A 21,850-nucleotide genomic window follows, 5' to 3' on the forward strand; every position below is an offset into this window, starting at 1 on the left:
GCATTCTAGCGCCCGGACTTTAACAATAGCCAGATGAAAACAGGCGCCCCCATGGTGGCTGTCACTACGCCGATAGGCAGCTCGGCTGAAGCCAGCACCAAACGAGCAACAACATCCGCTAGCAGTAACGCTATCGCCCCTGCCAGCGCGCAGCCAGGCAGTAAAACACGGTGATCGGTCAGCCCACACAGTCGCAGAATATGAGGGATGACAAGCCCGATAAAACCAATCGCGCCGGCAAGCGCCACGCTGACACCCACCATCCAGCCTGTCGCGACCACCAGCAGGTTACGCCAGAACCATAAAGGCAGTCCCAGTTGTCGCGCAGAAGTCTCGCCCAGCGCCAGCATATTCATTGGCTGCGACTGACAGCAAATCCACAGCAAAACAGGGAGCAATGCAATCATCAGCCAGGTCTGTTGCCAGTCTACGCCGCCGAAGCCCCCCATCATCCAGTACATGAGCTGGCGCAGGTCAAAAGAGGTGGAAAAGTAGATAGCCCATGTCATCAGTGCACTACAGATAATACCCAGCGCCACGCCCGCAAGCAGCAGACGACTGGTGGACAGATGACGACGGGCAAAACGCAGAAGAATGAGCGTGATAATCAACGCCCCCGCAATCGCACATAAGCCCAATGCCCATCCAGGAAGCTGCCCCTGCCCCAGTAACACCGCAGCAATTAGCCCAACCCCTGCACCGTTAGACACACCCAGTAAGCCTGGCTCCGCGAGCGGGTTTTCAAATAGCGCCTGCATCACCGCGCCGGATAGCGCCAGCGCAGCACCTACCAGTAAAACAGCGAGCGTGCGAGGAAGTCGAATCTGCCAGACAAACAAATCGCCACGAGCGCTAAACCAATCGCCGGGAGCGATCCATTGTTCTCCTGCGCACAAGCTTAGAATTGTTGCCAGCAACATCAGTACTGACAGAGACAGTATCCAGCGCACATTTCGTCGCTGTTGTTGATGAGCGAAAGTCAGCATGTTTTCCATTCTGCTGAAAAAAGATGGGGATGATTCTACGGTGCCGATTCGGCAGTGGAAAGGAAAAAGGCCGCATAGCGGCCTTTTTAGTTATACGCGTCATCCTTTATGCCGCTTCTTTGGTAGCTACGTTCAGCCCCCCGGTCACATAGCACGCTATGCTTCCGGGGTTTCCTCACCTGTCACCGCGATGCAGCACAAATAATCTAGCGTATAGTTAAATTACTCTTCTTTGGGCGTTGCGTTTTCGACCCGACTCTTTAACTTCTGCCCGGGTCTGAAGGTCACCACGCGCCGTGCTGTAATGGGAATATCTTCGCCCGTTTTCGGGTTACGGCCCGGACGTTGATTCTTATCACGCAGATCGAAGTTACCAAAACCAGAGAGTTTTACCTGCTCACCATTTTCCAGAGCACGACGGATCTCTTCGAAAAACAGCTCGACCAGTTCTTTGGCATCCCGCTTGCTAAGCCCAAGCTTATCAAACAGATATTCTGACATTTCAGCTTTTGTAAGCGCCATAGGTTCAATCCCTCAATGATGCCTGGAATCGCTCTTTTAATGCCTCTACACATTTGGCAACGGTAGCGGCAATCTCCTCTTCTTCAAGTGTACGGCTGGTATCCTGAAGGATCAGGCTGATAGCGAGGCTCTTATAACCCTCCGCAACACCCTTACCGCGGTACACGTCAAACAAGTTTACGCCAACTACCTGATTTACGCCAACTTTCTTACATTCGGATAAAATATCCGCAGCGGGAACGTTTTCTGCGACAACGACTGCGATGTCACGGCGGTTCGCCGGGAAGCGAGAAATTTCACGCGCTTGAGGCACCACGCGGTCTGCGAGCTTATTCCACTCCAGTTCAAACACCAGAGTGCGACCGTTCAGATCCAGTTTACGTTCCAGCTCAGGATGAACAACCCCAATGAAACCAATACGTTCACCTTTCAGATAAATCGCCGCAGACTGACCCGGATGCAGAGCTGAATTGGCTTCAGCTTTAAACTGAATGTCACCCAACTTGCCGGTCAGGTCGAGAACCGCTTCCAGATCACCTTTTAGATCATAGAAATCAACAGTCTCTTTTGCCAGGTTCCAGTGTTCATCATAGCGGTTACCGCAGATAACGCCTGCCAGCATCAGATCCTGACGGATCCCCAGGTTAGCCTGTGTATCGGGAACAAAACGTAAACCCGTTTCGAAAATACGTACGCGGTTCTGCTGGCGATTCTGGTTATAAACTACCGTTGACAGCAGCCCCGTCCACAGCGACAGACGCATTGCCGACATATCAATAGAGATTGGGCTTGGCAGCAGTAGTGCTTCTTCGCCTGGGTGCAGCAGTGACTGGATTTTCGGATCAACAAAGCTATAGGTGATAACTTCCTGGTAGCCTTTGTCATTCAACATGGTTTTAACACGTTTCAGGGATAAATCCGCTTCGCGGTGTGTACCCATGACCAGACCCGCCTGAATTGGCATATTCGGGATATTGTCATAACCGTATACGCGAGCAATTTCTTCGACCAGGTCTTCTTCGATTGAAATATCGAAACGCCAGCTCGGCGCTACCGCTTTCCACTCATCCTGACCCTCTGTCACTTCACAGCCCAGACGACGCAGAATATCGCTCACCTGCTCATCAGCAATATGGTGTCCGATCAGACGATCCAGTTTGCTACGACGCAGAGTAATGGTTGCACGCTCTGGCAGAGTGGCTTCGTTTGTAACATCGATAACCGGACCAGCTTCCCCACCGCAAATATCAATCAGCAGGCGCGTAGCACGCTCCATCGCTTTGTACTGCAGTGCCGGATCAACACCACGCTCATAGCGGTGAGAGGCATCGGTGTGCAGACCGTGACGACGTGCTCGACCGGTAATTGACAGCGGGCTGAAAAACGCACATTCCAGCAGAACGTTTTGCGTTTCGTCATTCACGCCAGAGTGTTCACCACCAAAAATACCACCCATTGCCAGCGCTTTATTGTGGTCAGCGATGACCAGCGTATCCGCATTCAGTTTCGCTTCGGAGCCGTCCAGCAATACCAGGGTTTCCCCCTCTTTTGCCATACGCACAACAATTCCGCCCTCGATGCGATCTTTGTCGAATGCGTGCATCGGCTGACCCAGTTCAAGCAGCACATAGTTGGTTACATCAACCACGGCATCAATGGAACGGATCCCGCAACGGCGCAGTTTCTCTTTCATCCACAACGGCGTTGGCGCTTTAACGTTAATGCCTTTTACCACACGGCCAAGATAGCGTGGGCACGCTTCAACAGCTTCGACGGTAATTGGCAGTGTGTCGTTAATGGTTGCAGCAACCGGCGCGATTTCTGGCTCTACCAGAGGAGCTTTGTTCAGTACAGCGACATCACGCGCCACACCGATGATGCCTAAGCAGTCTGCACGGTTCGGCGTTACGCTAATTTCGATAGTGTTATCATCAAGCTTCAGGTATTCACGGATATCAGTACCAATCGGTGCATCCGCAGGCAGCTCGATAATACCGTTATGATCGTCAGAAATACCCAGCTCAGAGAAAGAGCACAACATCCCTTCTGACGGTTCACCACGCAGCTTCGCGGCTTTGATTTTGAAATCACCCGGCAAAACGGCGCCAATAGTAGCCACCGCGACTTTCAGCCCCTGGCGGCAGTTAGGTGCGCCACAGACGATATCAAGCAGACGCTCACCGCCTACATTCACCTTTGTGACGCGCAGTTTATCTGCGTTAGGGTGCTGACCGCACTCAACTACTTCACCAACGACAACGCCGTTAAATTCACCAGCGACGGCGTCAACGCCATCGACTTCCAGACCAGCCATAGTGATTTGGTTTGACAACGCATCGCTATCAATCGCCGGGTTAACCCATTCGCGTAACCACAGTTCACTGAATTTCATTGTTTTATCCTGCCTTTATTTAAACTGTTTGAGGAAACGCAGATCGTTTTCAAAGAAAGAACGCAGATCGGTTACGCCGTAACGCAGCATGGTCAGACGTTCCATACCCATGCCAAATGCAAAACCAGAGTAAATCTCCGGATCAATGCCCACATTACGCAGCACATTCGGGTGGACCATACCGCAACCCAGCACTTCCAGCCATTTGCCGTTTTTACCCATTACATCGACTTCCGCAGAAGGCTCCGTGAACGGGAAGTAGGACGGACGGAAACGAACCTGAAGATCCTCTTCAAAGAAGTTACGCAGGAAATCGTGCAGCGTACCTTTCAGGTTGGTGAAGTTAATATTGGTATCAACAATCAGCCCTTCCATCTGATGGAACATTGGCGTGTGCGTCTGATCGTAGTCGTTACGATACACTCGGCCCGGGGCGATAATACGGATTGGTGGCTGTTTTTCTTTCATGGTACGGATCTGCACGCCAGAGGTCTGGGTACGCAGCAGACGCGTGGCGTCAAACCAGAAAGTGTCGTGATCAGCGCGCGCCGGGTGATGGCCAGGAATATTCAGGGCATCGAAGTTATGATAGTCGTCTTCGATTTCCGGCCCCGTCGCCACGGTAAAGCCCAGCTCACCGAAGAAACTTTCAATACGATCAATAGTACGCGTTACCGGGTGCAGCCCGCCGTTTTCGATACGACGCCCTGGAAGGGAGATATCGATGGTTTCTTCAGCCAGACGTGCATTCAGCGCTGCATTTTCTAAATCAGCTTTACGCGCGTTTAGCGCCTGCTGTACTTGTTCTTTTGCTTCGTTGATAACCGCACCTGCTGCCGGACGCTCTTCTGGCGGCAGTTCGCGCAGGGTAGTCATTTGAAGGGTCAGATGCCCTTTCTTGCCCAAATATTCGACGCGGACATTGTCTAACGCGGCAACATCTGAAGCCTGGTTTATGGCGGCCGTTGCACTGGCAACCAGCTCTGCGAGATGTGACATGGTTTTCCTCGTTATGTGGCGATATTCATTAGTCGCACGTATATACACAAAATCATTCAACTTGCATCAAGGCTGCAAGAGAGCAAATCCTCAGAAGCGTACATAGGTACGTGACTGAGATAAACGAATGCAGCCAACGCAAAGGCAGCGTGAAGGATGACGTGTATAAAAAAAGCCTCCACCAGGGAGGCTTTTAGGCGCTGTTTTCCGTTTCTTCTTTCACGCGCTAGCCTCCTGGAATCAGGTGCTAAAGTAAAAAAAGAAGCGGAAAATAGCAGCATTCATGCTTGCGTTACCTTGTGTGGTAAAAACCGTACAACCTTTATTGAAAAGGCTTACGGGTAAATTGTCAACCAATTGATTGGATTAGAAATAAAAGAGAGGGAGCCAGGCTCCCTCTTTTCACCGGCTTATGCCAGAGCTGCTTTCGCTTTTTCGACCAGAGCGGAGAACGCTACTTTGTCGAATACTGCGATGTCAGCCAGGATCTTACGGTCGATTTCAACAGAGGCTTTTTTCAGGCCGTTGATGAATTTGCTGTAAGAAATACCGTTCTGACGTGCTGCTGCGTTGATACGCGCAATCCACAGTTGACGGAACTGACGCTTTTTCTGACGACGGTCACGATAAGCGTACTGACCAGCTTTGATAACAGCCTGGAAGGCAACGCGGTATACGCGAGAACGCGCACCGTAGTAGCCTTTAGCTTGTTTCAAAATTTTCTTGTGACGTGCACGGGCAACTACACCACGTTTTACGCGAGCCATATGTGCTCTCCTGTATCTATATTCTTAGTAAAAAAATTAATTAAACGTTAACGGCTTATGCGTACGGCAGGCACGCGATAACCAGACCCAGATCGCCTTTAGAAACGAGGCCTTTTGGACGCAGGTGACGTTTACGCTTAGTAGATTTTTTGGTCAGAATATGACGCAGGTTTGCGTGCTTACGCTTAAATCCACCACCACCGGTTTTTTTGAAGCGCTTAGCAGCACCGCGTACGGTCTTAATTTTCGGCATTTTAATAACTTCCACTTCGCATTGTTAATAAACGAAACGTAGGCGAACAACGGCTGTGGAACCCGTAGGCTCCACAGACATTGCTACTTGAAGGCCTTACTGTTTCTTCTTAGGAGCGAGCACCATGATCATCTGGCGGCCTTCGATCTTCGTAGGGAAGGATTCGACTACTGCCAGTTCACTCAGATCGTCACGGACGCGCGTCAGCACTTCCATACCGATCTGTTGGTGGGCCATCTCACGACCGCGGAAACGCAGCGTGATCTTAGCCTTATCGCCATCTTCCAGAAAGCGTACCAGGCTGCGGAGTTTTACCTGGTAATCGCCATCGTCGGTGCCAGGACGGAATTTAATTTCCTTAACCTGAATAACTTTTTGCTTTTTCTTCTGTTCCTTAGAAGACTTACTCTTTTCATAAAGGAACTTGCCGTAGTCCATAATACGACAAACTGGCGGTTCGGCGTTAGGGCTGATTTCAACTAAATCTACTCCAGCTTCTTCAGCTTTTTCGATAGCTTCTCTCAGACTCACAATACCCAAAGCTTCGCCTTCCAGACCTGTTAAGCGAACTTCCAGGGCGCGAATCTCGCCATTGATACGATTCGGACGTGCCGTTTGAACTCGTTTTCCGCCTTTAATACCTTATTCCTCCAGTTGTTGAAGACTGCGGCTGCGAATCTCTTGTTGCAGCTTCTCGATAACTTCATTTACGTCCAGGCTGCCCAAGTCTTTGCCACGACGGGTACGCACGGCAACTTTGCCTGCTTCTACCTCTTTGTCGCCACAGACCAACATGTAAGGGACACGACGTAAAGTGTGCTCGCGGATTTTAAAGCCTATCTTCTCATTTCTCAAGTCTGCTTTTACACGAATACCCGCATTTTGTAGTTTCTGCGTTAATTCGTTAACGTATTCAGACTGCGAATCGGTAATGTTCATGACCACAACCTGAACTGGCGCAAGCCAGGTCGGGAAGAAGCCAGCGAACTCTTCAGTCAGGATACCGATAAAACGTTCCATCGACCCAAGAATTGCGCGGTGAATCATAACCGGCACCTGACGCTCGTTGTTTTCGCCAACATAAGAGGCGCTCAGACGGGACGGCAGGGAGAAGTCCAGCTGTACAGTACCGCACTGCCATGCACGATCGAGGCAGTCATACAGGGTAAATTCAATTTTCGGACCGTAGAATGCGCCCTCACCCAGTTGATATTCAAACGGGATGTTGTTTTCTTCCAGCGCAACGGCTAAGTCCGCTTCAGCACGGTCCCACATTTCATCGCTACCGATACGTTTTTCGGGGCGAGTGGACAGTTTGACGACGATTTTCTCGAAGCCAAAAGTGCTATACATATCGTAGACCATACGGATGCAGGCGTTAACTTCATCACGGATCTGCTCTTCAGTACAGAAGATGTGTGCATCATCCTGCGTGAAACCACGTACACGCATCAGACCGTGCAGCGCACCAGATGGTTCGTTACGGTGGCAGCTACCAAACTCAGCCATACGCAGCGGCAGGTCACGATAGGATTTCAGACCTTGATTGAAGATCTGTACGTGACCTGGGCAGTTCATTGGCTTGATGCAGTATTCACGGTTCTCAGAAGAGGTAGTGAACATCGCATCTTTGTAGTTGTCCCAGTGTCCTGTTTTTTCCCACAGTACACGGTCCATCATAAACGGACCTTTAACTTCCTGATACTGGTATTCTTTCAGTTTCGAACGAACAAAGACTTCCAGTTCACGGAAAATAGTCCAACCATCGTTATGCCAGAACACCATACCCGGTGCTTCTTCCTGCATATGATACAGGTCAAGCTGCTTACCAATTTTACGGTGGTCGCGTTTGGCCGCTTCTTCCAGACGTTGCAGGTAGGCGCTCAGGGCTTTTTTATCTGCCCATGCAGTACCATAAATACGCTGCAGCATCTTGTTGTTGCTATCACCGCGCCAGTACGCCCCAGCGGTCTTCATCAGTTTAAAGTGATGGCAGAAACGCATATTTGGCACGTGCGGGCCACGGCACATATCGACATATTCTTCATGATGGTACAAGCCTGGCTTGTCATCATGGGCGATGTTTTCATCAAGAATAGAGACTTTGTAGGTCTCGCCACGCTTCACGAACGTTTCACGCGCTTCGTACCAGCTGACTTTCTTCTTAATGACATCGTAGTTCTTCTCAGCGAGCTCGTGCATCCGCTTTTCGAGCGCGTCGACGTCTTCCTGAGTTAACGTACGGTCAAGATCGATATCGTAGTAAAAACCGTTGTCAACAACCGGTCCGATCGCCATTTTGGTGTGCGGCCAGAGTTGTTTGATCGCGTGCCCTAACAGGTGCGCACAGGAGTGACGAATGATCTCCAGACCTTCTTCATCCTTAGCGGTGATGATAGAGAGCTTCGCATCATGTTCAATCAGATCGGAAGCATCAACCAGTTCACCATTTACACGGCCTGCGATGGTGGCTTTCGCCAGACCTGGACCGATGTCCAGCGCAACATCCATGGGGCTTACAGCGTTGTCGTAATGGCGTTGGCTGCCATCAGGAAGAGTAATAACAGGCATGTTATATCCTTATTTGCAGTGGTGACCCACACGTAAGATCACATACAAAGTTTCAATATTTAAAATTACCAAAAAGGTGTGGGCTGATTCCCGCTTCACTCTGCGAAATATGTCACGTATCACCGGACTGGCAACAACGTAACCTACACCCGCTTTTTGATAACACCGTCTGACAGTGTACACGGCATTACGAGCCGTTCAAAGCAGCAATCAACGCGCCATCTATGATTTAAATCAATTCACTGACGACCTGCAGCCTTTGTTACACTGTGCAGTAATAGTCTGATCTGAGCAGGAAAAGAACCATGCCAACAAATCGCTCTGCAAAAAAACACTGGAAAATGGTTGTGGTATTGCTCGTAATTTGTGCGGCAATGTTGATGTTACGCTGGGCGGCAATAATTTGGGGCTAGTTTGAAAAACGTTACTGACATTCGCCAGGCGTTTTCATTTTTTTATAAGTTAAAGTAGAAAGTATATTTAAAGAGTCATTACGCTCAATAATAAAAAGAAAAGCCAGGTCATTTAATTGACCTGGCCTATTACTACATACGATAGCCGAGAGAAACAGTTGTACGACGATCGGTATGTTCCGGCGCTGTTGCCGGCGGTTCAGAGTTCCAGGTAACGTTATAAGCCACCTTCAACCCGAAGTGTTCATTGATAGCAACATTTAAGGCTGATTCAGAGTTGAGCGTTGTATCATCAGCACCAAACACCGATACACCCTGAGTAAACTTGGTGTTGTCCGTCATCTGCCACGCATAGGCGCCAGACGCATAACCCAACGGCTGAGTTTCAGTCTTACCGTCAGTGTGCTCGTCATAGCGAACGCCAGGACCAAATTCAAAACGGAAGCTGTGCACCGGTCCACTGAGGAACTGACGACCATAACCTGCGGTCAGCACGTCACGCTCATGATAGCCGTTATAACGGTCTGTCAACCAGCTCGCCTGCCCAAACAAGTAATCATAGTCGGTCATGTTGAAACGGCTACGACCGCCCGCGGCATATTTCTCCGAAGAGCGCTCATCATTCGAGGAGGTATTGCTGGCATTACCCCACAGAGACCACGCCGTGGTTTCACCGTACCAGGTCATGGTGGTATCTGCAGTTAAAGAAGAACTTTTTGTGTTGCCTGACTGGGCGAGGTATCCCGCGTTCAGGTTACCTTCAAAAGGTTTTTTCGCGCTGGAAGGGTCATCCATGACAGTAAAAACGGAATCATCGGCGGCGGCATGCATTGACGCAAACACGCACCCCGTCAGCACGAATGCTGCGGGTACTGTCTTCAAAAGCTTCATTTATAAAGAGTCCGTACAACAAAAAAAGAGACCATTACGGTCTCGGAAACTTTCATATGGATCAATGACAAAAGACCCAGGAAAGGTAACAAATTATAAAAAGACTCGAATAACATAGCAATATATTCTTATTTCATTTTTTGAATAAGAGCGTTCTTAAACCATAATTTTATTTATATATAAATAGAGGGATAGTTTTAAATAAAGATGCGATAAATCATGTTGTTAATTGCTTCACTTTCGTGACGTTAAGTGCCAGACTGAGGTCAGCCTAACAGGAGGTAAAGATGGTACGTATCTATACGTTAACACTCGCGCCCTCTCTCGATAGCGCAACAATCACCCCACAAATCTACCCCGAAGGTAAACTTCGCTGCACCTCACCAGTTTTTGAACCTGGTGGTGGCGGCATCAATGTGGCTCGCGCCATCGCGCATCTTGGCGGTAGCGCAACAGCGATTTTCCCGGCAGGCGGCGCCACTGGTGAACACCTGGTGTCGTTACTCGCTGATGAAAATGTTCCAGTATCGACGATAGAAGCCAAAGACTGGACCCGACAAAATCTTCATGTCCATGTGGAGTCCAGCGGCGAACAATATCGTTTTGTTATGCCCGGCGCTGCGCTCACTGATGACGAATTTCACCAGCTTCAGGATCAGGTACTGGAAATTGAATCAGGTGCGCTACTGGTCATTAGCGGTAGCCTGCCCCCCGGTGTAAAACTTGAGAAATTAACCCGACTGGTCACCACGGCACAAAAGCAGGGTATCCGTTGCATCATTGATAGCTCCGGTGACGCACTAACAGCGGCGTTAGCTATTGGCAATATCGAACTGGTCAAACCCAATCTTAAAGAACTGAGCGCCCTGGTTAATCGTGAACTCACGCAGCCTGATGATGTCCGTAAAGCCGCACAGGAGATAGTGCAGAGTGGTAAAGCCCATCGCGTAGTGGTCTCTCTTGGCCCACAAGGGGCATTAGGCGTTGATCGTGAAACCTGCGTTCAGGTGGTTCCGCCTCCGGTGAAAAGTCAAAGTACCGTTGGCGCGGGCGACAGTATGGTCGGCGCCATGACGCTTAAACTGGCTGAAAACGCGACATTTGAGGATATTGTTCGTTTTGGCGTAGCTGCAGGCAGCGCAGCGACGCTAAATCAGGGCACGCGACTGTGCTCTTTAAACGATACGCAAAAAATATATTCTTATCTTTCTCAATGATAGCCCTCTCCCCCTTATAGAAAATAAGGGGGATTTACCCACAAAGCTGTCAGCATACGTGTTATACGTCTATGATAAAAAATCACGTGATTACAAAGAAGTGAATCACGTGAAGCCGAAAGTCGCCCTATCTCAGGGAGGTGTGGAAGAACGACAAACATTAAGTGCCTTTCCAGTAATGACGCGTTCAGGGTGTGCGTCAGTTCGTGTTTTTTTTCCGCATTATTGCGCTAACCTTATGATCTGGCAGACAACATGGGGAGAGACATCATGTGGCAGGCAATCAGTCGTCTTTTAAGCGAGCAATTAGGTGAAGGCGAAATCGAGCTGCGTAATGAACTGCCTGGCGGAGAGATCCACGCCGCATGGCATTTACGCTATGCGGGGCGCGATTTTTTCGTCAAATGCGATGAAAGGGAGCTGTTATCCGGCTTTACGGCGGAAGCCGATCAACTGGAACTGCTCTCCCGGAGTAATACTGTTTCAGTTCCAAAAGTCTGGGCGGTAGGTGCAGACAGGGACTACAGTTTTCTGGTGATGGATTTCCTTCCTCCGCGCCCACTTGATGCTCACAACGCCTTTATTCTGGGACAACAGCTGGCACATCTGCATGAATGGAGCGATCAACCGCAGTTCGGTCTCGACTTCGATAATGCACTCTCCACCACTCCGCAACCCAATACCTGGCAACGTCGCTGGTCAACCTTTTTTGCAGAACAACGTATTGGCTGGCAACTGGAACTGGCCGCTGAAAAAGGCATTGCGTTTGGTAACATTGACGCAATTGTAGAACATGTTCAACAGCGACTCTCCTCACATCAGCCGCAGCCCTCGCTGCTACATGGCGATCTTTGGTCAGGAAACTGTGCTCTCGGCCCCAACGGCCCTTACATTTTTGATCCCGCCTGTTATTGGGGGGACAGAGAATGCGATCTGGCGATGCTGCCGTTACATACCGATCAACCGCCGCAGATTTATGATGGCTATCAGTCTGTCTCGCCTTTGCCGCTGGATTTTCTGGATCGTCAGCCCATCTACCAGTTGTACACGCTGCTCAACCGGGCGATTTTGTTCGGTGGTCAGCATCTGGTAGTCGCGCAGAAAGCGATGGAACGGTTACTGGCTGCTTAAAACAATTGCCTGTTGGCACTCTGCTTATCAGGCCTACAGTCCCACGCCAGAACTGTAGGCCTGATAAGACATTACTTACAAAAAGCCCAGTAACGAAAAGAAGAAATAGCCGATTACGATGACAATCACCGGCAAAATATAGAGCGGGAAGATTTGTAGAAAGATCGTATGGTGCGGTACGACAATACGCGATTCAATTTGCTCACGTGACAGCCCCTCACTTCCTTTAGCCTGTTCCAGAATCAGTTGGTCTTCAACGCCTTCACGCAGAAAGCGCGCCTGGCGGCTCATCCTGGCACCAGAATCCTGCAACGCCAGGCCGATAAAGATAAGAATAAAAATTAGCCAGAAAACGAGGTTCATGCCGCTTTGAAAATCTGGCGTCGGCGAGTTATACCAAAACACATTAAGAAATGGTGTATTCACCCGCATCATGTCAATCATAACGTGAGCAAAATCGAGCATTACGGCGTTAATGCCTTCCTGTTTTTCACTGTGCGCATACATAAACTTCAGTACTGAAACCAGCGTTGAAATCAGCGCCGGGATAAAGATTATCCACCCCACCAGCCTTTTCAAGACAGCAATGCGTCCAGCTTGTTGATACGTCATGAGTTCCCCTTGATTAAGACGTGTCATTTTGGCCTAAGTTTACCCGTTGATAACTGTTTTCGCCTGATCTTTAAAGGCGATATAATAAAGGATTAGCCATAATGAACGCTTAGAGCGAGTTCAGTTACGCTCTTAATCCCGCTGTTTAATTCTCAAAGGAGAGGTTGTGATGTCAACCCCGCGTCAAATTCTTGCTGCAATTTTCGATATGGATGGATTACTGGTCGATTCAGAGCCACTCTGGGATCAGGCCGAACTGGATGTCATCGCAAGTTTAGGCGTAGATATCACTCGCCGCCATGAGCTTCCGGATACACTGGGATTGCGTATCGACATGGTTGTTGATCTCTGGTTTGCCCAGCAACCATGGAACGGCCCCTCACGCCAGGAAGTCACGGATCGTATCATCACCCGGGCTATTTCGCTGGTTGAAGAGACCCGGCCTCTGTTACCCGGCGTACGTGAAGCTGTCGCGCTGTGTAAATCCCAGGGGCTGCTGGTTGGGCTTGCGTCTGCCTCACCGCTGCACATGCTGGAAAAAGTGCTGGCAATGTTTGATCTCCGCGACAGCTTCGATGCGCTGGCCTCTGCTGAAAAACTGCCCTACAGCAAACCGCATCCCCAGGTTTACCTCGACTGCGCAGCCAAGCTGGGCGTTGATCCATTATCCTGTGTGGCACTGGAAGACTCCGTGAACGGCATGATCGCCTCCAGAGCGGCACGAATGCGCTCCATTGTCGTACCGGCGCATGAGAATCAGGACGATCCGCGATTTGTTCTTGCCGACGTCAAACTGACATCACTGACCGAACTTACCGCCGTGCATCTGCACGAGTAATCATCCAACGGGCAATGGCAGCATTGCCCGCAGATTGTCGATCGTGTTCCAGCGCACGCTGAGAGCATAATTGTGACAAAGGGTTACAACGTCACCTCTTCCGCCTACTGTATAAAACCCCTATACTGTATGAATTGACAGTTTATTGGGTTTTATCATGACGGCGGAAGGCCACCTTCTTTTTTCTATAGCCTGTGCGGTATTTGCCAAAAATGCCGAGCTGACGCCCGTTCTCGCTCAGGGTGACTGGTGGCATATTGTTCCTTCAGCAATTTTGACGTGCCTGCTGCCCGATATTGATCATCCTAAATCTCTGCTTGGTCAGCGTCTGAAATGGATATCAAAACCAATTGCCCGGGCGTTTGGCCACCGTGGATTTACACACAGCCTGCTGGCAGTCTTTGCCCTGTTGACAACATTTTATCTGAAAGTACCCGATACCTGGATAATCCCGGCTGATGCGTTACAAGGGATGGTACTTGGTTATCTCAGCCACATTGTGGCGGATATGTTGACGCCCGCTGGTGTTCCCCTGCTCTGGCCTTGCCGTTGGCGCTTTCGCTTGCCGATCCTCGTGCCGCAAAAAGGTAATCAACTGGAGCGTTTTTTATGCATGGCGCTGTTCGCATGGTCTATCTGGATGCCACAAACAATGCCAGAGAATAGTGCCGTACGCTGGTCATCGCAGATGATTAACACGCTGCAAATGCAATTTAATCGGTTTATAAAACACCAGGCTGATTAATAATTCAGCCAAAATGTCATTTCGGAATAAACAATTCCATTTGAATATAAGAGGCACATCACAGATTCTGCTAATCTTGCGCCAACAGAATCACTGTAGCACGGTGATATATATAAAAAGATCAGGAGAACGGGGATGAACTTTCCATTAATCGCGAACATTATCGTGTTCGCCATACTGCTGTTACTGCTGGCGCAAACCCGTCACAAACAGTGGAGTCTGGCCAAAAAAGTACTGGTTGGTCTTGTCATGGGCGTGGTTTTTGGCCTTGCCCTGCACACCATCTACGGCTCTGACAGCCAGGTGCTGAAAGATTCCGTACAATGGTTCAACATTGTCGGCAATGGCTATGTCCAACTACTGCAAATGATTGTTATGCCGCTGGTGTTTGCCTCTATCCTTAGCGCCGTTGCACGTCTGCATAACGCTTCCCAACTGGGTAAAATTAGCTTCCTGACTATCGGAACGTTATTGTTTACCACGCTGATAGCTGCTCTGGTAGGGGTGCTGGTCACCAACCTGTTCGGCCTGACGGCAGAAGGTCTGGTGCAGGGCGGTGCTGAAACCGCACGTCTGAACGCCATTGAAACCAATTATGCTGGCAAAGTCGCTGACCTCAGCGTTCCGCAACTGGTGCTGTCGTTCATCCCGAAAAACCCGTTTGCCGATCTGACCGGTGCTAACCCGACCTCGATTATCAGCGTGGTTATTTTCGCGGCATTCCTCGGTGTTGCAGCGCTTAAACTGCTGAAAGATGATGCCCCGAAAGGCGAACGTGTATTAACCGCTATCGATACCCTGCAAAGCTGGGTGATGAAACTGGTTCGTCTGGTTATGCAACTGACGCCGTACGGCGTGCTGGCACTGATGACCAAAGTCGTTGCGGGTTCAAACCTGCAGGACATCATTAAGCTCGGTAGCTTTGTCGTGGCCTCTTATCTCGGCCTGGGTATTATGTTCGTGGTTCACGGTATCCTGCTGGGCATTAACGGTGTTAGCCCACTGAAATATTTCCGTAAAGTCTGGCCTGTACTGACTTTCGCATTCACCAGCCGTTCCAGCGCCGCGTCTATTCCGCTGAACGTTGAAGCACAAACTCGTCGTCTGGGTGTACCGGAGTCCATTGCAAGCTTTGCGGCTTCTTTTGGCGCAACGATTGGGCAAAACGGTTGTGCCGGCCTGTATCCTGCCATGCTGGCCGTGATGGTTGCACCGACTGTCGGTATTAATCCGCTGGATCCAATATGGATTGCGACGCTGGTAGGTATCGTCACCGTCAGCTCCGCAGGTGTGGCTGGTGTGGGCGGTGGCGCAACCTTTGCCGCGCTGATTGTGCTGCCTGCGATGGGCCTGCCGGTGACACTGGTCGCTCTGCTGATCTCCGTTGAACCACTGATCGATATGGGCCGTACCGCGTTGAACGTCAGCGGTTCCATGACCGCCGGTACGCTCACCAGCCAATGGCTGAAGCAAACCGATAAAACGATTCTGGATAACGACGATAATGCCGAACTGGCACACCGCTAACCCTGTTGCCTGAAATGTAAAAAACCGCCGGAGAGTAATGCTCCGGCGTTTTTTTATGTCCGGTTAATCGCTCAGTTCATTTTCCTGGCGAACCTGGTTCGCCCAGCGTTGTGCCGACTCCGGCACTGTAAACGTAGGCGACCGTTGAAACGCCTCCCCCATTAAGACAAAAGCGACATATTTCCCGCGCAGTATCCATACGTCACGAAACGCATCCATTTTGATCGCATGTTCAGGTGGTGCAGGCTCCACACGCGGAACATAGCTGATAACCGGACGATTTTGTTGGCGAAGAGGTTTCATAATCAGTTGCTTCACTAAAGACAAATTCTAAAAAACTGAAAAGCGCTATCTTAGCTGATTTTCTTATCGGGCGTTGTAAAAACAGTTTGTTCGCTAAAATAATGGCAAATCGAGGATTACGGGCAGGTTGCCGGGGCTGGAATGATAGACAAAAAAAGTGCGGCGCATCTCAGCGCCGCAAACTCAGGAATTACACGTTCAGAAAACTGCCAAGACGATAACCGCGCTCCGCAATAGCATATTTCAATGACGAAGACGTCAGCACATCGAGTTCAGTTAAACGGGGGTAACAATAGGCGCTTTGCCGAATAATATTATCGATAAAGGCCGGATGACACATCACTTCCAGCGAAGACTCCCCTCTTTCAGCAGATGCATCCAGAGCCTGTAAAAACAGCGCCTCAGAGATAGTTTCGCCATAAAACTCGCTGCTGAACCCCTGGGTGGTACGCAACGTTACCGGTATGTCAGACGCCTGAATCACCGTCTGGCGATCAATACGCAGCGCAATGCCCCGTTGCGCAGCGAAATTAGCTACGATTGGGAAGATCTGCGGGAACATATGCACATGGTGGTGACTATCCAGATGCGTCGGCTCCCGCCCAAACAGGTTAATAAAACGCTGATACTGAGCGGTCAGCTCTTGTGAAATTTCATCCAGCGGCAAAGTATCTTCCTCAGCCATCTGCCAGATCCATTTCCCCAAAAGCCCGTCACGAGTCAACCCCGGCATAAGCGTCAACGGTTTTCCCAGCGTCAGAACAAAGTGCATTCCCACAGCCAGTTCGGGTAAATCGCGGCTGAGCTGCTCCGCGTGGTTAATCGCTTCGCCATTGACCAGCGCCGTTGTCGAGGTCACAACACCATTGCGACAGGCTTCCACAATGCCGTAGTTTTGTCCTTTACTCAGGCCAAAATCATCAGCATTAACTATCAGTACGCGTTCCATAGCCAACCTCGATTAATGTTGTTCGCTTTTGAGTTTCTCGATACAACCGGCAAAGTTAGGCAGCCATTTCTCGTGTGCGAGAATTAATTCCCGAGCCAGAATCTCGGCATCATGGTCAGAATGTACTAATGGACTAAGGTTTAGCGCCAACAGCACATCATTAATCTCACCACTCAGCGCCGCCTGACTCGCCGCCACTTCAAAGCCTTTAATGGTATAGATAAGGCCGAGGACTTTCTCGTCAAAATGGGTAATTCTCGGGTGCGGTGTCGCACCGTTACGTCCCAACGTACAGGTCATTTCAACCGCCCAGTCTGCGGGAATATTATCGACATGGCCATGATGAGGGATGTTGACATAGTGCTCGGTCTGTTTGTCGTTGTAGATGGCGTTAATCACTTCGCAAGCCGCATCGGAGTAATAGGCCCCACCGCGCTGCTCAAGCTCCTTCGGCTTAACATTCAGCTCAGGGTTTTTGTAGAGTTCAAACAGCTGTTTCTCGACTTTCTGCACCACCTGAGCACGTGCACCGCCCTTATAGTATTCACCCATTTCAATCGCCAACATCTCTTTTGGCTTGAAGTAATACAGCAAGTAAGAGCAAGGTAAGAGTTTCAGTGAGCGAATCAGTCCTTCGCTAAACGGCAGATCGAAAATGTTCTTCACCGAAGAGGCTTTAAGCCGACCAGAAGCCACGCCGTCCAGAAGTTCATCAAAACGCGACTCCCCATTCACCAGCACGTCTTTAATAAAGACCATATGATTCAGGCCAAACAGATCGATGGATAAATCATCGCTCTCTTTCAGCGCCAGCACATCGCTGATAAACATTTTCATGCCGATGGGAATATTACACACGCCAATAAATTTCTTGAAATTAGTGTGGCGATAAACCGCTTCAGTCACCATCCCGGCCGGGTTAGTAAAGTTAATCACCCATGCGTTCGGACACAGTTCCTCCACATCCTTCACGATGTCAAAAATGACCGGAATAGTACGTAAACCTTTAAACAGGCCGCCAGCACCGTTAGTTTCCTGTCCCAGATAACCATGACTTAACGGAATTCGCTCATCCTTTTCGCGCGCTTTCAACTGACCAACTCGCAGCTGTGTTGTGACAAAATCAGCGTCTTTCAGGGCTTCACGGCGATCCAGCGTTTTATACAGCTTCATCGGCACGCCAGCTTTGTCGATCATTCGCTGGCACAGGTCAAAAATAATATCCAGCTTCTCTTTTCCACCATCGACATCCACCAGCCACAGTTCAGAAACCGGCAATTCATGATAACGCTTAATAAAGCCTTCAAGTAACTCAGGGGTGTAGCTGCTTCCGCCACCAATAGTGACGACTTTTAATTTCTGATTCATAATTTCTCCCTTCAGTGTAAAAACACTGACGTGTATTACGCCCTGCCCGTTCGTCAGGAATAACGCGGCAGTCCCGGCATTATTTAGGGCAAGCGTTAAAATTAGTAATTGATGAATATTGTTTACTGATTAAATTCAGTTAATTTCTTTCGATAGCTATTAGGTGTAAACGACGTCAGTTTTTTAAACGTTTTAATAAACAGGCTAGGACTGCTGTAACCAGACTCATATGCAATATCGGTTACCGAGTAGTTAGTCATCTCCAGCTGTTTCTTAGCAAAGTTAATGCGGATTTCATTAATAATCTGCATAGGTGTTTTACTGTAAAAACGCTGGGTAGCGCGGGTCAGATACTCCTGAGACTTTGCGGACAGGCGAACCATGTTTTCCAGCGCGTTTTCACTAAACTGTCTTTTGTCATGCATAGTCTCCACGGTGGTTTTAAGCCATTGTGGAATATCATCCAGCACTTGCTCTTCACGATGATGCCGTAACCGATTAATAATATAGAAGGTGACCACTTCTACAAATTCATCCAGACCACTCTCGCGAAAATTCAACGATGCAATAACCGTTTCAATGTAGGTGAGAAATGAGTTATTAGCCCGATACACCTGTGAAGCGACAAAACAAAACGGTAATAAAGGATGATAATGCTGTTCGAAAAAACGTTTACTAATACCGACGTTAAGGATCCGTGTCGCGCCGAAATCATAGAAACTTTGGTGATGCGATCCCAGAGGGATAAAAACAAAATCTCCACGTTCGAGCAGTACGCGCTTCCCGTTGATTTCCTGATAATAACGCCCGGTTAATACCAGGGTAAATTCGTAGTAATCGTGCTGATGCAGTCCACTGATACTCTCAGTTTTGTTATAGATAAACACATGGAAATTTTTGCCATTAAAAAGCTGCTGCTCATAGACGGTCTTGATTTCCGGTGCGTTAATCTGTAGTTGCATCATGCACTCCTCACTATTTCAGCTTCTCGTGAAGCTCAATCAGTTCTGTAATCAGTTCGCGCGCCAGCATTGACGTCATCAGATGATCTTGCGCGTGAACCAGAACCAGGCTGACCTTCATTTTACCTTCACCCTGATCGCCTTCAATCAGTTTCGTTTGTACGAGATGCGCTTCGTTAAGCGCCATGCGAGACTGTTCCATCATCGTCTTCGCCGACTCAAAATCCCCCTGCTTGGCCATTTTGAGCGCGCCATATGCCAGACTACGGGCCTGACCTGAATTGATGATAAGTCCCATCACCACTTCTTCCAGCTCTTCAGCCTCTGACGGCGTACCTACGATGTTTTCGATATCCAACATACTCTTTTCCTCTGGTTCAGTCCGGCATGCCCGGGTAGACATGCCGGATTAAATTTAGAATTTCAATGCGTTAGCGATATCTTCTTCGCTTTCTTCCTGGTCAATAACGTTCTGCGCTTTGTTGGCAACAACCACGAAAGGCAGATACACCAGCGTTGCAATCCCAAGGTTGAACAGTGCGACTAACAACGCGGCGACGCTGCCGTTAGTGTTGAAGAAAGCACCCAACCCGGTTGGCATGGTCCACGGTGCAATATTGGTAACCGGTGGAATAATGCCTGTGTAATAGGCGGCCAACATAATCGCTGCCAGAATTGGTTGAACCAGAATGAACGGGATAAACATCACCGGGTTCATGATAATTGGCAGGCCGAACAGGATAGGCTCGTTAATCTGGAAGATGCCTGACGGCAGTGCCAGTTTTGCCACCTGACGATAGTCCGGACGGCGGGATGCCAGGAAGATAGCAATAATCAGACCCAGCGTTGCTCCGCTACCCCCAAGGAAAATATAGGAGTCAAGCATTGGTTTTGCCCAGACATGGAACGTTTTACCGGCTTCCAGTGCAGCGTCGACAGAACCAAACTGCTGGTAAATCGCGATGTTTTCCAGCGCCCATGGCGTCATGATACCGCTATCCAACGCAGTCAGCGCCAGTGAACCGTGAATACCAAAGAACCACAGCAGCGGGACAAAAATCACGTAGGCCCAGCCCACCACGCTGCCCAGTGATGCCAGCGGAGTAGAAATTGAGTCCATGATGATCTGGTGGAAGTTCGTGCCGAAAGTCGTCAACGCCCAGGCAATAATCCCCATAACGGAGAGGATAAGAAAGCCCGGTATCAATGCAGAGAATGAGCGCGAAACGGATGTCGGCACGCTATCAGGTAATTTAATCACCCAATTACGACGGACAACAAAGGTAAACATTTCCGCGACAACCAAACCGATAATAATACCGGATATAATATTCGCACCACCCAACCAGTTTGCACCAACGGCATAGGCTTCGCCCACGCTATATGGAGTTACGGTCATAAATGCTGCAACAGATAACAATCCGGCCGCCAGTGAATCGACTTTGCGTTCTTCCGCTAGCGCCATACCTATAAAGAATGGCGCCATCAATGACATAATACCCAGCGTACCGTTATAGACGTTTCCACCAATGCCTTTTAAACTATTGAGACTCTCAATAGTAGAAGCATCAAGCCGAATGCCCATTGAATAAAAAAAGGACCCCTCCCCAAAGCTCAGGAAAACGTTATTTATTAATACAAACATGGCCCCTGCGAGGGTTAACGGCATTAAACGAATAAAACCGTTTTTGATTGCATTAACGTGTGGCTGCTTTCCAATTTTTACAGCAAAAGGAAGGAGTACCTTTTCAAGTGAAGCAATAGCGTTACTCATAGAAAAATACCCTTAAATACCGCAATAAAAAATTGCGGTGAATGTTAATGAAATAACTCTTTGACGGGAAAATTAAAATAAAATAATTAATTTGCTGCGGCTTTTTTAATTGCTGCAACAGCAGCTTTAAGCACGCCTAAACCATCGACTTTGCCATACAACAGCGAGTCAATCACTTCTACAGGCTTGTTTGGTAACAAACGCTGAATTTCGGGTAACATATAAGCAATTTGTGGGCCTAATAAAACGACATCGGCCACGGGACCTTTTTCTCCGGCCAGCGTTTCAGGAAACGCTTCAATAATAACCGGTACTTCGTATTTTTCAGCCTGCGCGCGCATTTTCGATACTAGCAAGGAAGTCGACATGCCCGCAGAACAAAACAGATAAATGTGTTTCTTTTCCATAAAAACGATCCTCATATGCGATTATCTGTCAACCAGACAGTCCGCAAGCCATAACCTGCATCCATGCTCTGGGTAACTTGCGTCAGCTAAATTACTTTTTTAGGTGGCTGAAATGAGTATACGGGATTGCACTGGAGGATGGTATTTCCTTGACCAACAAAATTGCTTCTCCTTGACCTGTCGTTATGACACCCCTCACATTTCGGGCAAATAATTCGCGACA

General features: G+C 49.1%; 24 protein-coding genes and 1 other annotated feature. Of the genes, 6 read left to right on the forward strand and 18 right to left on the reverse strand.

Going from position 1 to position 21,850, the window contains the following annotated elements:
• Window positions 1-5: 5 nt before the first annotated feature.
• The 9 genes from btuC to thrS all read right to left on the reverse strand — a co-directional run bounded on the left by btuC (window position 6) and on the right by thrS (window position 8,490).
• The gene (gene btuC, locus SK36_RS11560) at window positions 6-986 is read right to left on the reverse strand and encodes a vitamin B12 ABC transporter permease BtuC (RefSeq protein ID WP_045442126.1); all 981 of its coding nucleotides are present in this window, start codon (window positions 984-986) and stop codon (window positions 6-8) included.
• A gap of 222 nt (window positions 987-1,208) precedes the next feature.
• A complete protein-coding gene (gene ihfA, locus SK36_RS11565; RefSeq protein WP_003030571.1) occupies window positions 1,209-1,508 on the reverse strand; it encodes an integration host factor subunit alpha in 300 nt (99 codons plus the stop codon).
• Window positions 1,509-1,512: 4 nt separating this feature from the next.
• Window positions 1,513-3,900, reverse strand: coding sequence for a phenylalanine--tRNA ligase subunit beta (pheT, locus tag SK36_RS11570; RefSeq protein WP_048221592.1), 2,388 nt, complete (start codon window positions 3,898-3,900; stop codon window positions 1,513-1,515).
• A gap of 15 nt (window positions 3,901-3,915) precedes the next feature.
• Complete coding sequence (gene pheS, locus SK36_RS11575) at window positions 3,916-4,899, reverse strand: phenylalanine--tRNA ligase subunit alpha (protein ID WP_045442121.1); 984 nt, start codon at window positions 4,897-4,899, stop codon at window positions 3,916-3,918.
• 165 nt (window positions 4,900-5,064) lie between these two features.
• Window positions 5,065-5,189: a sequence feature (Phe leader region), on the reverse strand.
• Window positions 5,140-5,184: a pheST operon leader peptide PheM gene (gene pheM, locus SK36_RS24875; RefSeq protein ID WP_001386830.1), complete on the reverse strand. Its 45-nt coding sequence runs from the start codon at window positions 5,182-5,184 to the stop codon at window positions 5,140-5,142. Its footprint overlaps the feature before it by 45 nt.
• Window positions 5,190-5,309: 120 nt before the next feature.
• Window positions 5,310-5,666, reverse strand: coding sequence for a 50S ribosomal protein L20 (gene rplT / locus SK36_RS11580; protein WP_045442118.1), 357 nt, complete (start codon window positions 5,664-5,666; stop codon window positions 5,310-5,312).
• A gap of 55 nt (window positions 5,667-5,721) precedes the next feature.
• Window positions 5,722-5,919, reverse strand: a complete 198-nt coding sequence (rpmI, locus tag SK36_RS11585; RefSeq protein ID WP_003030583.1) for a 50S ribosomal protein L35 — start codon at window positions 5,917-5,919, stop codon at window positions 5,722-5,724.
• Between the two features lie 96 nt (window positions 5,920-6,015).
• A complete protein-coding gene (gene infC, locus SK36_RS11590) occupies window positions 6,016-6,558 on the reverse strand; it encodes a translation initiation factor IF-3 (RefSeq protein ID WP_071828920.1) in 543 nt (180 codons plus the stop codon).
• Window positions 6,559-6,561: 3 nt separating this feature from the next.
• Window positions 6,562-8,490: a threonine--tRNA ligase gene (gene thrS, locus SK36_RS11595; RefSeq protein ID WP_048221593.1), complete on the reverse strand. Its 1,929-nt coding sequence runs from the start codon at window positions 8,488-8,490 to the stop codon at window positions 6,562-6,564.
• A gap of 305 nt (window positions 8,491-8,795) precedes the next feature.
• Between thrS and yniD the strand changes: the two genes are divergently transcribed.
• Window positions 8,796-8,903, forward strand: coding sequence for a small membrane protein YniD (yniD, locus tag SK36_RS24705; protein ID WP_136345516.1), 108 nt, complete (start codon window positions 8,796-8,798; stop codon window positions 8,901-8,903).
• 132 nt (window positions 8,904-9,035) lie between these two features.
• On the opposite strand, the gene SK36_RS11600 is transcribed toward yniD, so the two are convergent.
• Window positions 9,036-9,794, reverse strand: coding sequence for a DUF481 domain-containing protein (locus tag SK36_RS11600; RefSeq protein WP_045442110.1), 759 nt, complete (start codon window positions 9,792-9,794; stop codon window positions 9,036-9,038).
• A 287-nt stretch (window positions 9,795-10,081) separates the two neighbouring features.
• Here SK36_RS11600 and pfkB point away from each other — a divergent pair, with 287 nt between their 5' ends.
• Together pfkB and SK36_RS11610 are read left to right on the forward strand one after the other, a co-directional pair.
• Window positions 10,082-11,011 carry a 6-phosphofructokinase II gene (gene pfkB / locus SK36_RS11605; RefSeq protein WP_048221594.1) on the forward strand — a complete coding sequence of 310 codons (930 nt, stop codon included), beginning with the start codon at window positions 10,082-10,084 and terminating at the stop codon, window positions 11,009-11,011.
• 270 nt (window positions 11,012-11,281) lie between these two features.
• The gene (locus SK36_RS11610; protein ID WP_048221595.1) at window positions 11,282-12,142 is read left to right on the forward strand and encodes a fructosamine kinase family protein; all 861 of its coding nucleotides are present in this window, start codon (window positions 11,282-11,284) and stop codon (window positions 12,140-12,142) included.
• A gap of 75 nt (window positions 12,143-12,217) precedes the next feature.
• On the opposite strand, the gene SK36_RS11615 is transcribed toward SK36_RS11610, so the two are convergent.
• Complete coding sequence (locus SK36_RS11615; protein ID WP_048221596.1) at window positions 12,218-12,754, reverse strand: YniB family protein; 537 nt, start codon at window positions 12,752-12,754, stop codon at window positions 12,218-12,220.
• A gap of 169 nt (window positions 12,755-12,923) precedes the next feature.
• On the opposite strand from SK36_RS11615, the gene hxpB reads away from it, so the two are divergent.
• From hxpB to tcyP, 3 genes are all read left to right on the forward strand, one after another.
• Complete coding sequence (gene hxpB / locus SK36_RS11620; RefSeq protein ID WP_045442101.1) at window positions 12,924-13,592, forward strand: hexitol phosphatase HxpB; 669 nt, start codon at window positions 12,924-12,926, stop codon at window positions 13,590-13,592.
• Between the two features lie 145 nt (window positions 13,593-13,737).
• Window positions 13,738-14,337, forward strand: a complete 600-nt coding sequence (locus SK36_RS11625; protein WP_136345517.1) for a metal-dependent hydrolase — start codon at window positions 13,738-13,740, stop codon at window positions 14,335-14,337.
• 135 nt (window positions 14,338-14,472) lie between these two features.
• Window positions 14,473-15,864, forward strand: coding sequence for a cystine/sulfocysteine:cation symporter (tcyP, locus tag SK36_RS11630; RefSeq protein ID WP_048221597.1), 1,392 nt, complete (start codon window positions 14,473-14,475; stop codon window positions 15,862-15,864).
• 63 nt (window positions 15,865-15,927) lie between these two features.
• On the opposite strand, the gene cedA is transcribed toward tcyP, so the two are convergent.
• The 7 genes from cedA to chbB all read right to left on the reverse strand — a co-directional run bounded on the left by cedA (window position 15,928) and on the right by chbB (window position 21,627).
• The gene (cedA, locus tag SK36_RS11635; protein ID WP_075261779.1) at window positions 15,928-16,191 is read right to left on the reverse strand and encodes a cell division activator CedA; all 264 of its coding nucleotides are present in this window, start codon (window positions 16,189-16,191) and stop codon (window positions 15,928-15,930) included.
• A gap of 166 nt (window positions 16,192-16,357) precedes the next feature.
• A complete protein-coding gene (chbG, locus tag SK36_RS11640; protein WP_045442084.1) occupies window positions 16,358-17,116 on the reverse strand; it encodes a chitin disaccharide deacetylase in 759 nt (252 codons plus the stop codon).
• Window positions 17,117-17,128: 12 nt separating this feature from the next.
• Window positions 17,129-18,484: a 6-phospho-beta-glucosidase gene (locus SK36_RS11645; protein ID WP_048221599.1), complete on the reverse strand. Its 1,356-nt coding sequence runs from the start codon at window positions 18,482-18,484 to the stop codon at window positions 17,129-17,131.
• A 122-nt stretch (window positions 18,485-18,606) separates the two neighbouring features.
• A complete protein-coding gene (gene chbR, locus SK36_RS11650; protein WP_136345518.1) occupies window positions 18,607-19,449 on the reverse strand; it encodes a transcriptional regulator ChbR in 843 nt (280 codons plus the stop codon).
• Window positions 19,450-19,459: 10 nt separating this feature from the next.
• Window positions 19,460-19,807: a PTS N,N'-diacetylchitobiose transporter subunit IIA gene (gene chbA / locus SK36_RS11655; RefSeq protein ID WP_045442078.1), complete on the reverse strand. Its 348-nt coding sequence runs from the start codon at window positions 19,805-19,807 to the stop codon at window positions 19,460-19,462.
• Window positions 19,808-19,861: 54 nt separating this feature from the next.
• On the reverse strand, window positions 19,862-21,220 hold the full coding sequence (chbC, locus tag SK36_RS11660; protein WP_045442068.1) for a PTS N,N'-diacetylchitobiose transporter subunit IIC: 1,359 nt from the start codon (window positions 21,218-21,220) through the stop codon (window positions 19,862-19,864).
• A gap of 86 nt (window positions 21,221-21,306) precedes the next feature.
• Complete coding sequence (gene chbB / locus SK36_RS11665) at window positions 21,307-21,627, reverse strand: PTS N,N'-diacetylchitobiose transporter subunit IIB (RefSeq protein ID WP_003832547.1); 321 nt, start codon at window positions 21,625-21,627, stop codon at window positions 21,307-21,309.
• Window positions 21,628-21,850 lie beyond the last annotated feature (223 nt).

Source organism: Citrobacter sp. MGH106, from assembly GCF_001037495.1.
Lineage (GTDB): Bacteria > Pseudomonadota > Gammaproteobacteria > Enterobacterales > Enterobacteriaceae > Citrobacter > Citrobacter murliniae.

Bases quoted from the DNA above. Each gene is read 5' to 3' on its own strand.
- SK36_RS11610 (WP_048221595.1), top strand. From the start codon at position 11,282: ATGTGGCAGGCAATCAGTCGTCTTTTAAGCGAGCAATTAGGTGAAGGC.
- SK36_RS11600 (WP_045442110.1), bottom strand. From the start codon at position 9,794: ATGAAGCTTTTGAAGACAGTACCCGCAGCATTCGTGCTGACGGGGTGC.
- chbA (WP_045442078.1), bottom strand. From the start codon at position 19,807: ATGTTGGATATCGAAAACATCGTAGGTACGCCGTCAGAGGCTGAAGAG.
- pfkB (WP_048221594.1), top strand. From the start codon at position 10,082: ATGGTACGTATCTATACGTTAACACTCGCGCCCTCTCTCGATAGCGCA.
- btuC (WP_045442126.1), bottom strand. From the start codon at position 986: ATGCTGACTTTCGCTCATCAACAACAGCGACGAAATGTGCGCTGGATA.
- tcyP (WP_048221597.1), top strand. From the start codon at position 14,473: ATGAACTTTCCATTAATCGCGAACATTATCGTGTTCGCCATACTGCTG.
- SK36_RS11645 (WP_048221599.1), bottom strand. From the start codon at position 18,484: ATGAATCAGAAATTAAAAGTCGTCACTATTGGTGGCGGAAGCAGCTAC.
- pheS (WP_045442121.1), bottom strand. From the start codon at position 4,899: ATGTCACATCTCGCAGAGCTGGTTGCCAGTGCAACGGCCGCCATAAAC.
- SK36_RS11615 (WP_048221596.1), bottom strand. From the start codon at position 12,754: ATGACGTATCAACAAGCTGGACGCATTGCTGTCTTGAAAAGGCTGGTG.
- chbB (WP_003832547.1), bottom strand. From the start codon at position 21,627: ATGGAAAAGAAACACATTTATCTGTTTTGTTCTGCGGGCATGTCGACT.
- chbR (WP_136345518.1), bottom strand. From the start codon at position 19,449: ATGATGCAACTACAGATTAACGCACCGGAAATCAAGACCGTCTATGAG.
- thrS (WP_048221593.1), bottom strand. From the start codon at position 8,490: ATGCCTGTTATTACTCTTCCTGATGGCAGCCAACGCCATTACGACAAC.
- hxpB (WP_045442101.1), top strand. From the start codon at position 12,924: ATGTCAACCCCGCGTCAAATTCTTGCTGCAATTTTCGATATGGATGGA.
- chbC (WP_045442068.1), bottom strand. From the start codon at position 21,220: ATGAGTAACGCTATTGCTTCACTTGAAAAGGTACTCCTTCCTTTTGCT.
- rplT (WP_045442118.1), bottom strand. From the start codon at position 5,666: ATGGCTCGCGTAAAACGTGGTGTAGTTGCCCGTGCACGTCACAAGAAA.
- pheT (WP_048221592.1), bottom strand. From the start codon at position 3,900: ATGAAATTCAGTGAACTGTGGTTACGCGAATGGGTTAACCCGGCGATT.
- yniD (WP_136345516.1), top strand. From the start codon at position 8,796: ATGCCAACAAATCGCTCTGCAAAAAAACACTGGAAAATGGTTGTGGTA.
- ihfA (WP_003030571.1), bottom strand. From the start codon at position 1,508: ATGGCGCTTACAAAAGCTGAAATGTCAGAATATCTGTTTGATAAGCTT.
- rpmI (WP_003030583.1), bottom strand. From the start codon at position 5,919: ATGCCGAAAATTAAGACCGTACGCGGTGCTGCTAAGCGCTTCAAAAAA.
- chbG (WP_045442084.1), bottom strand. From the start codon at position 17,116: ATGGAACGCGTACTGATAGTTAATGCTGATGATTTTGGCCTGAGTAAA.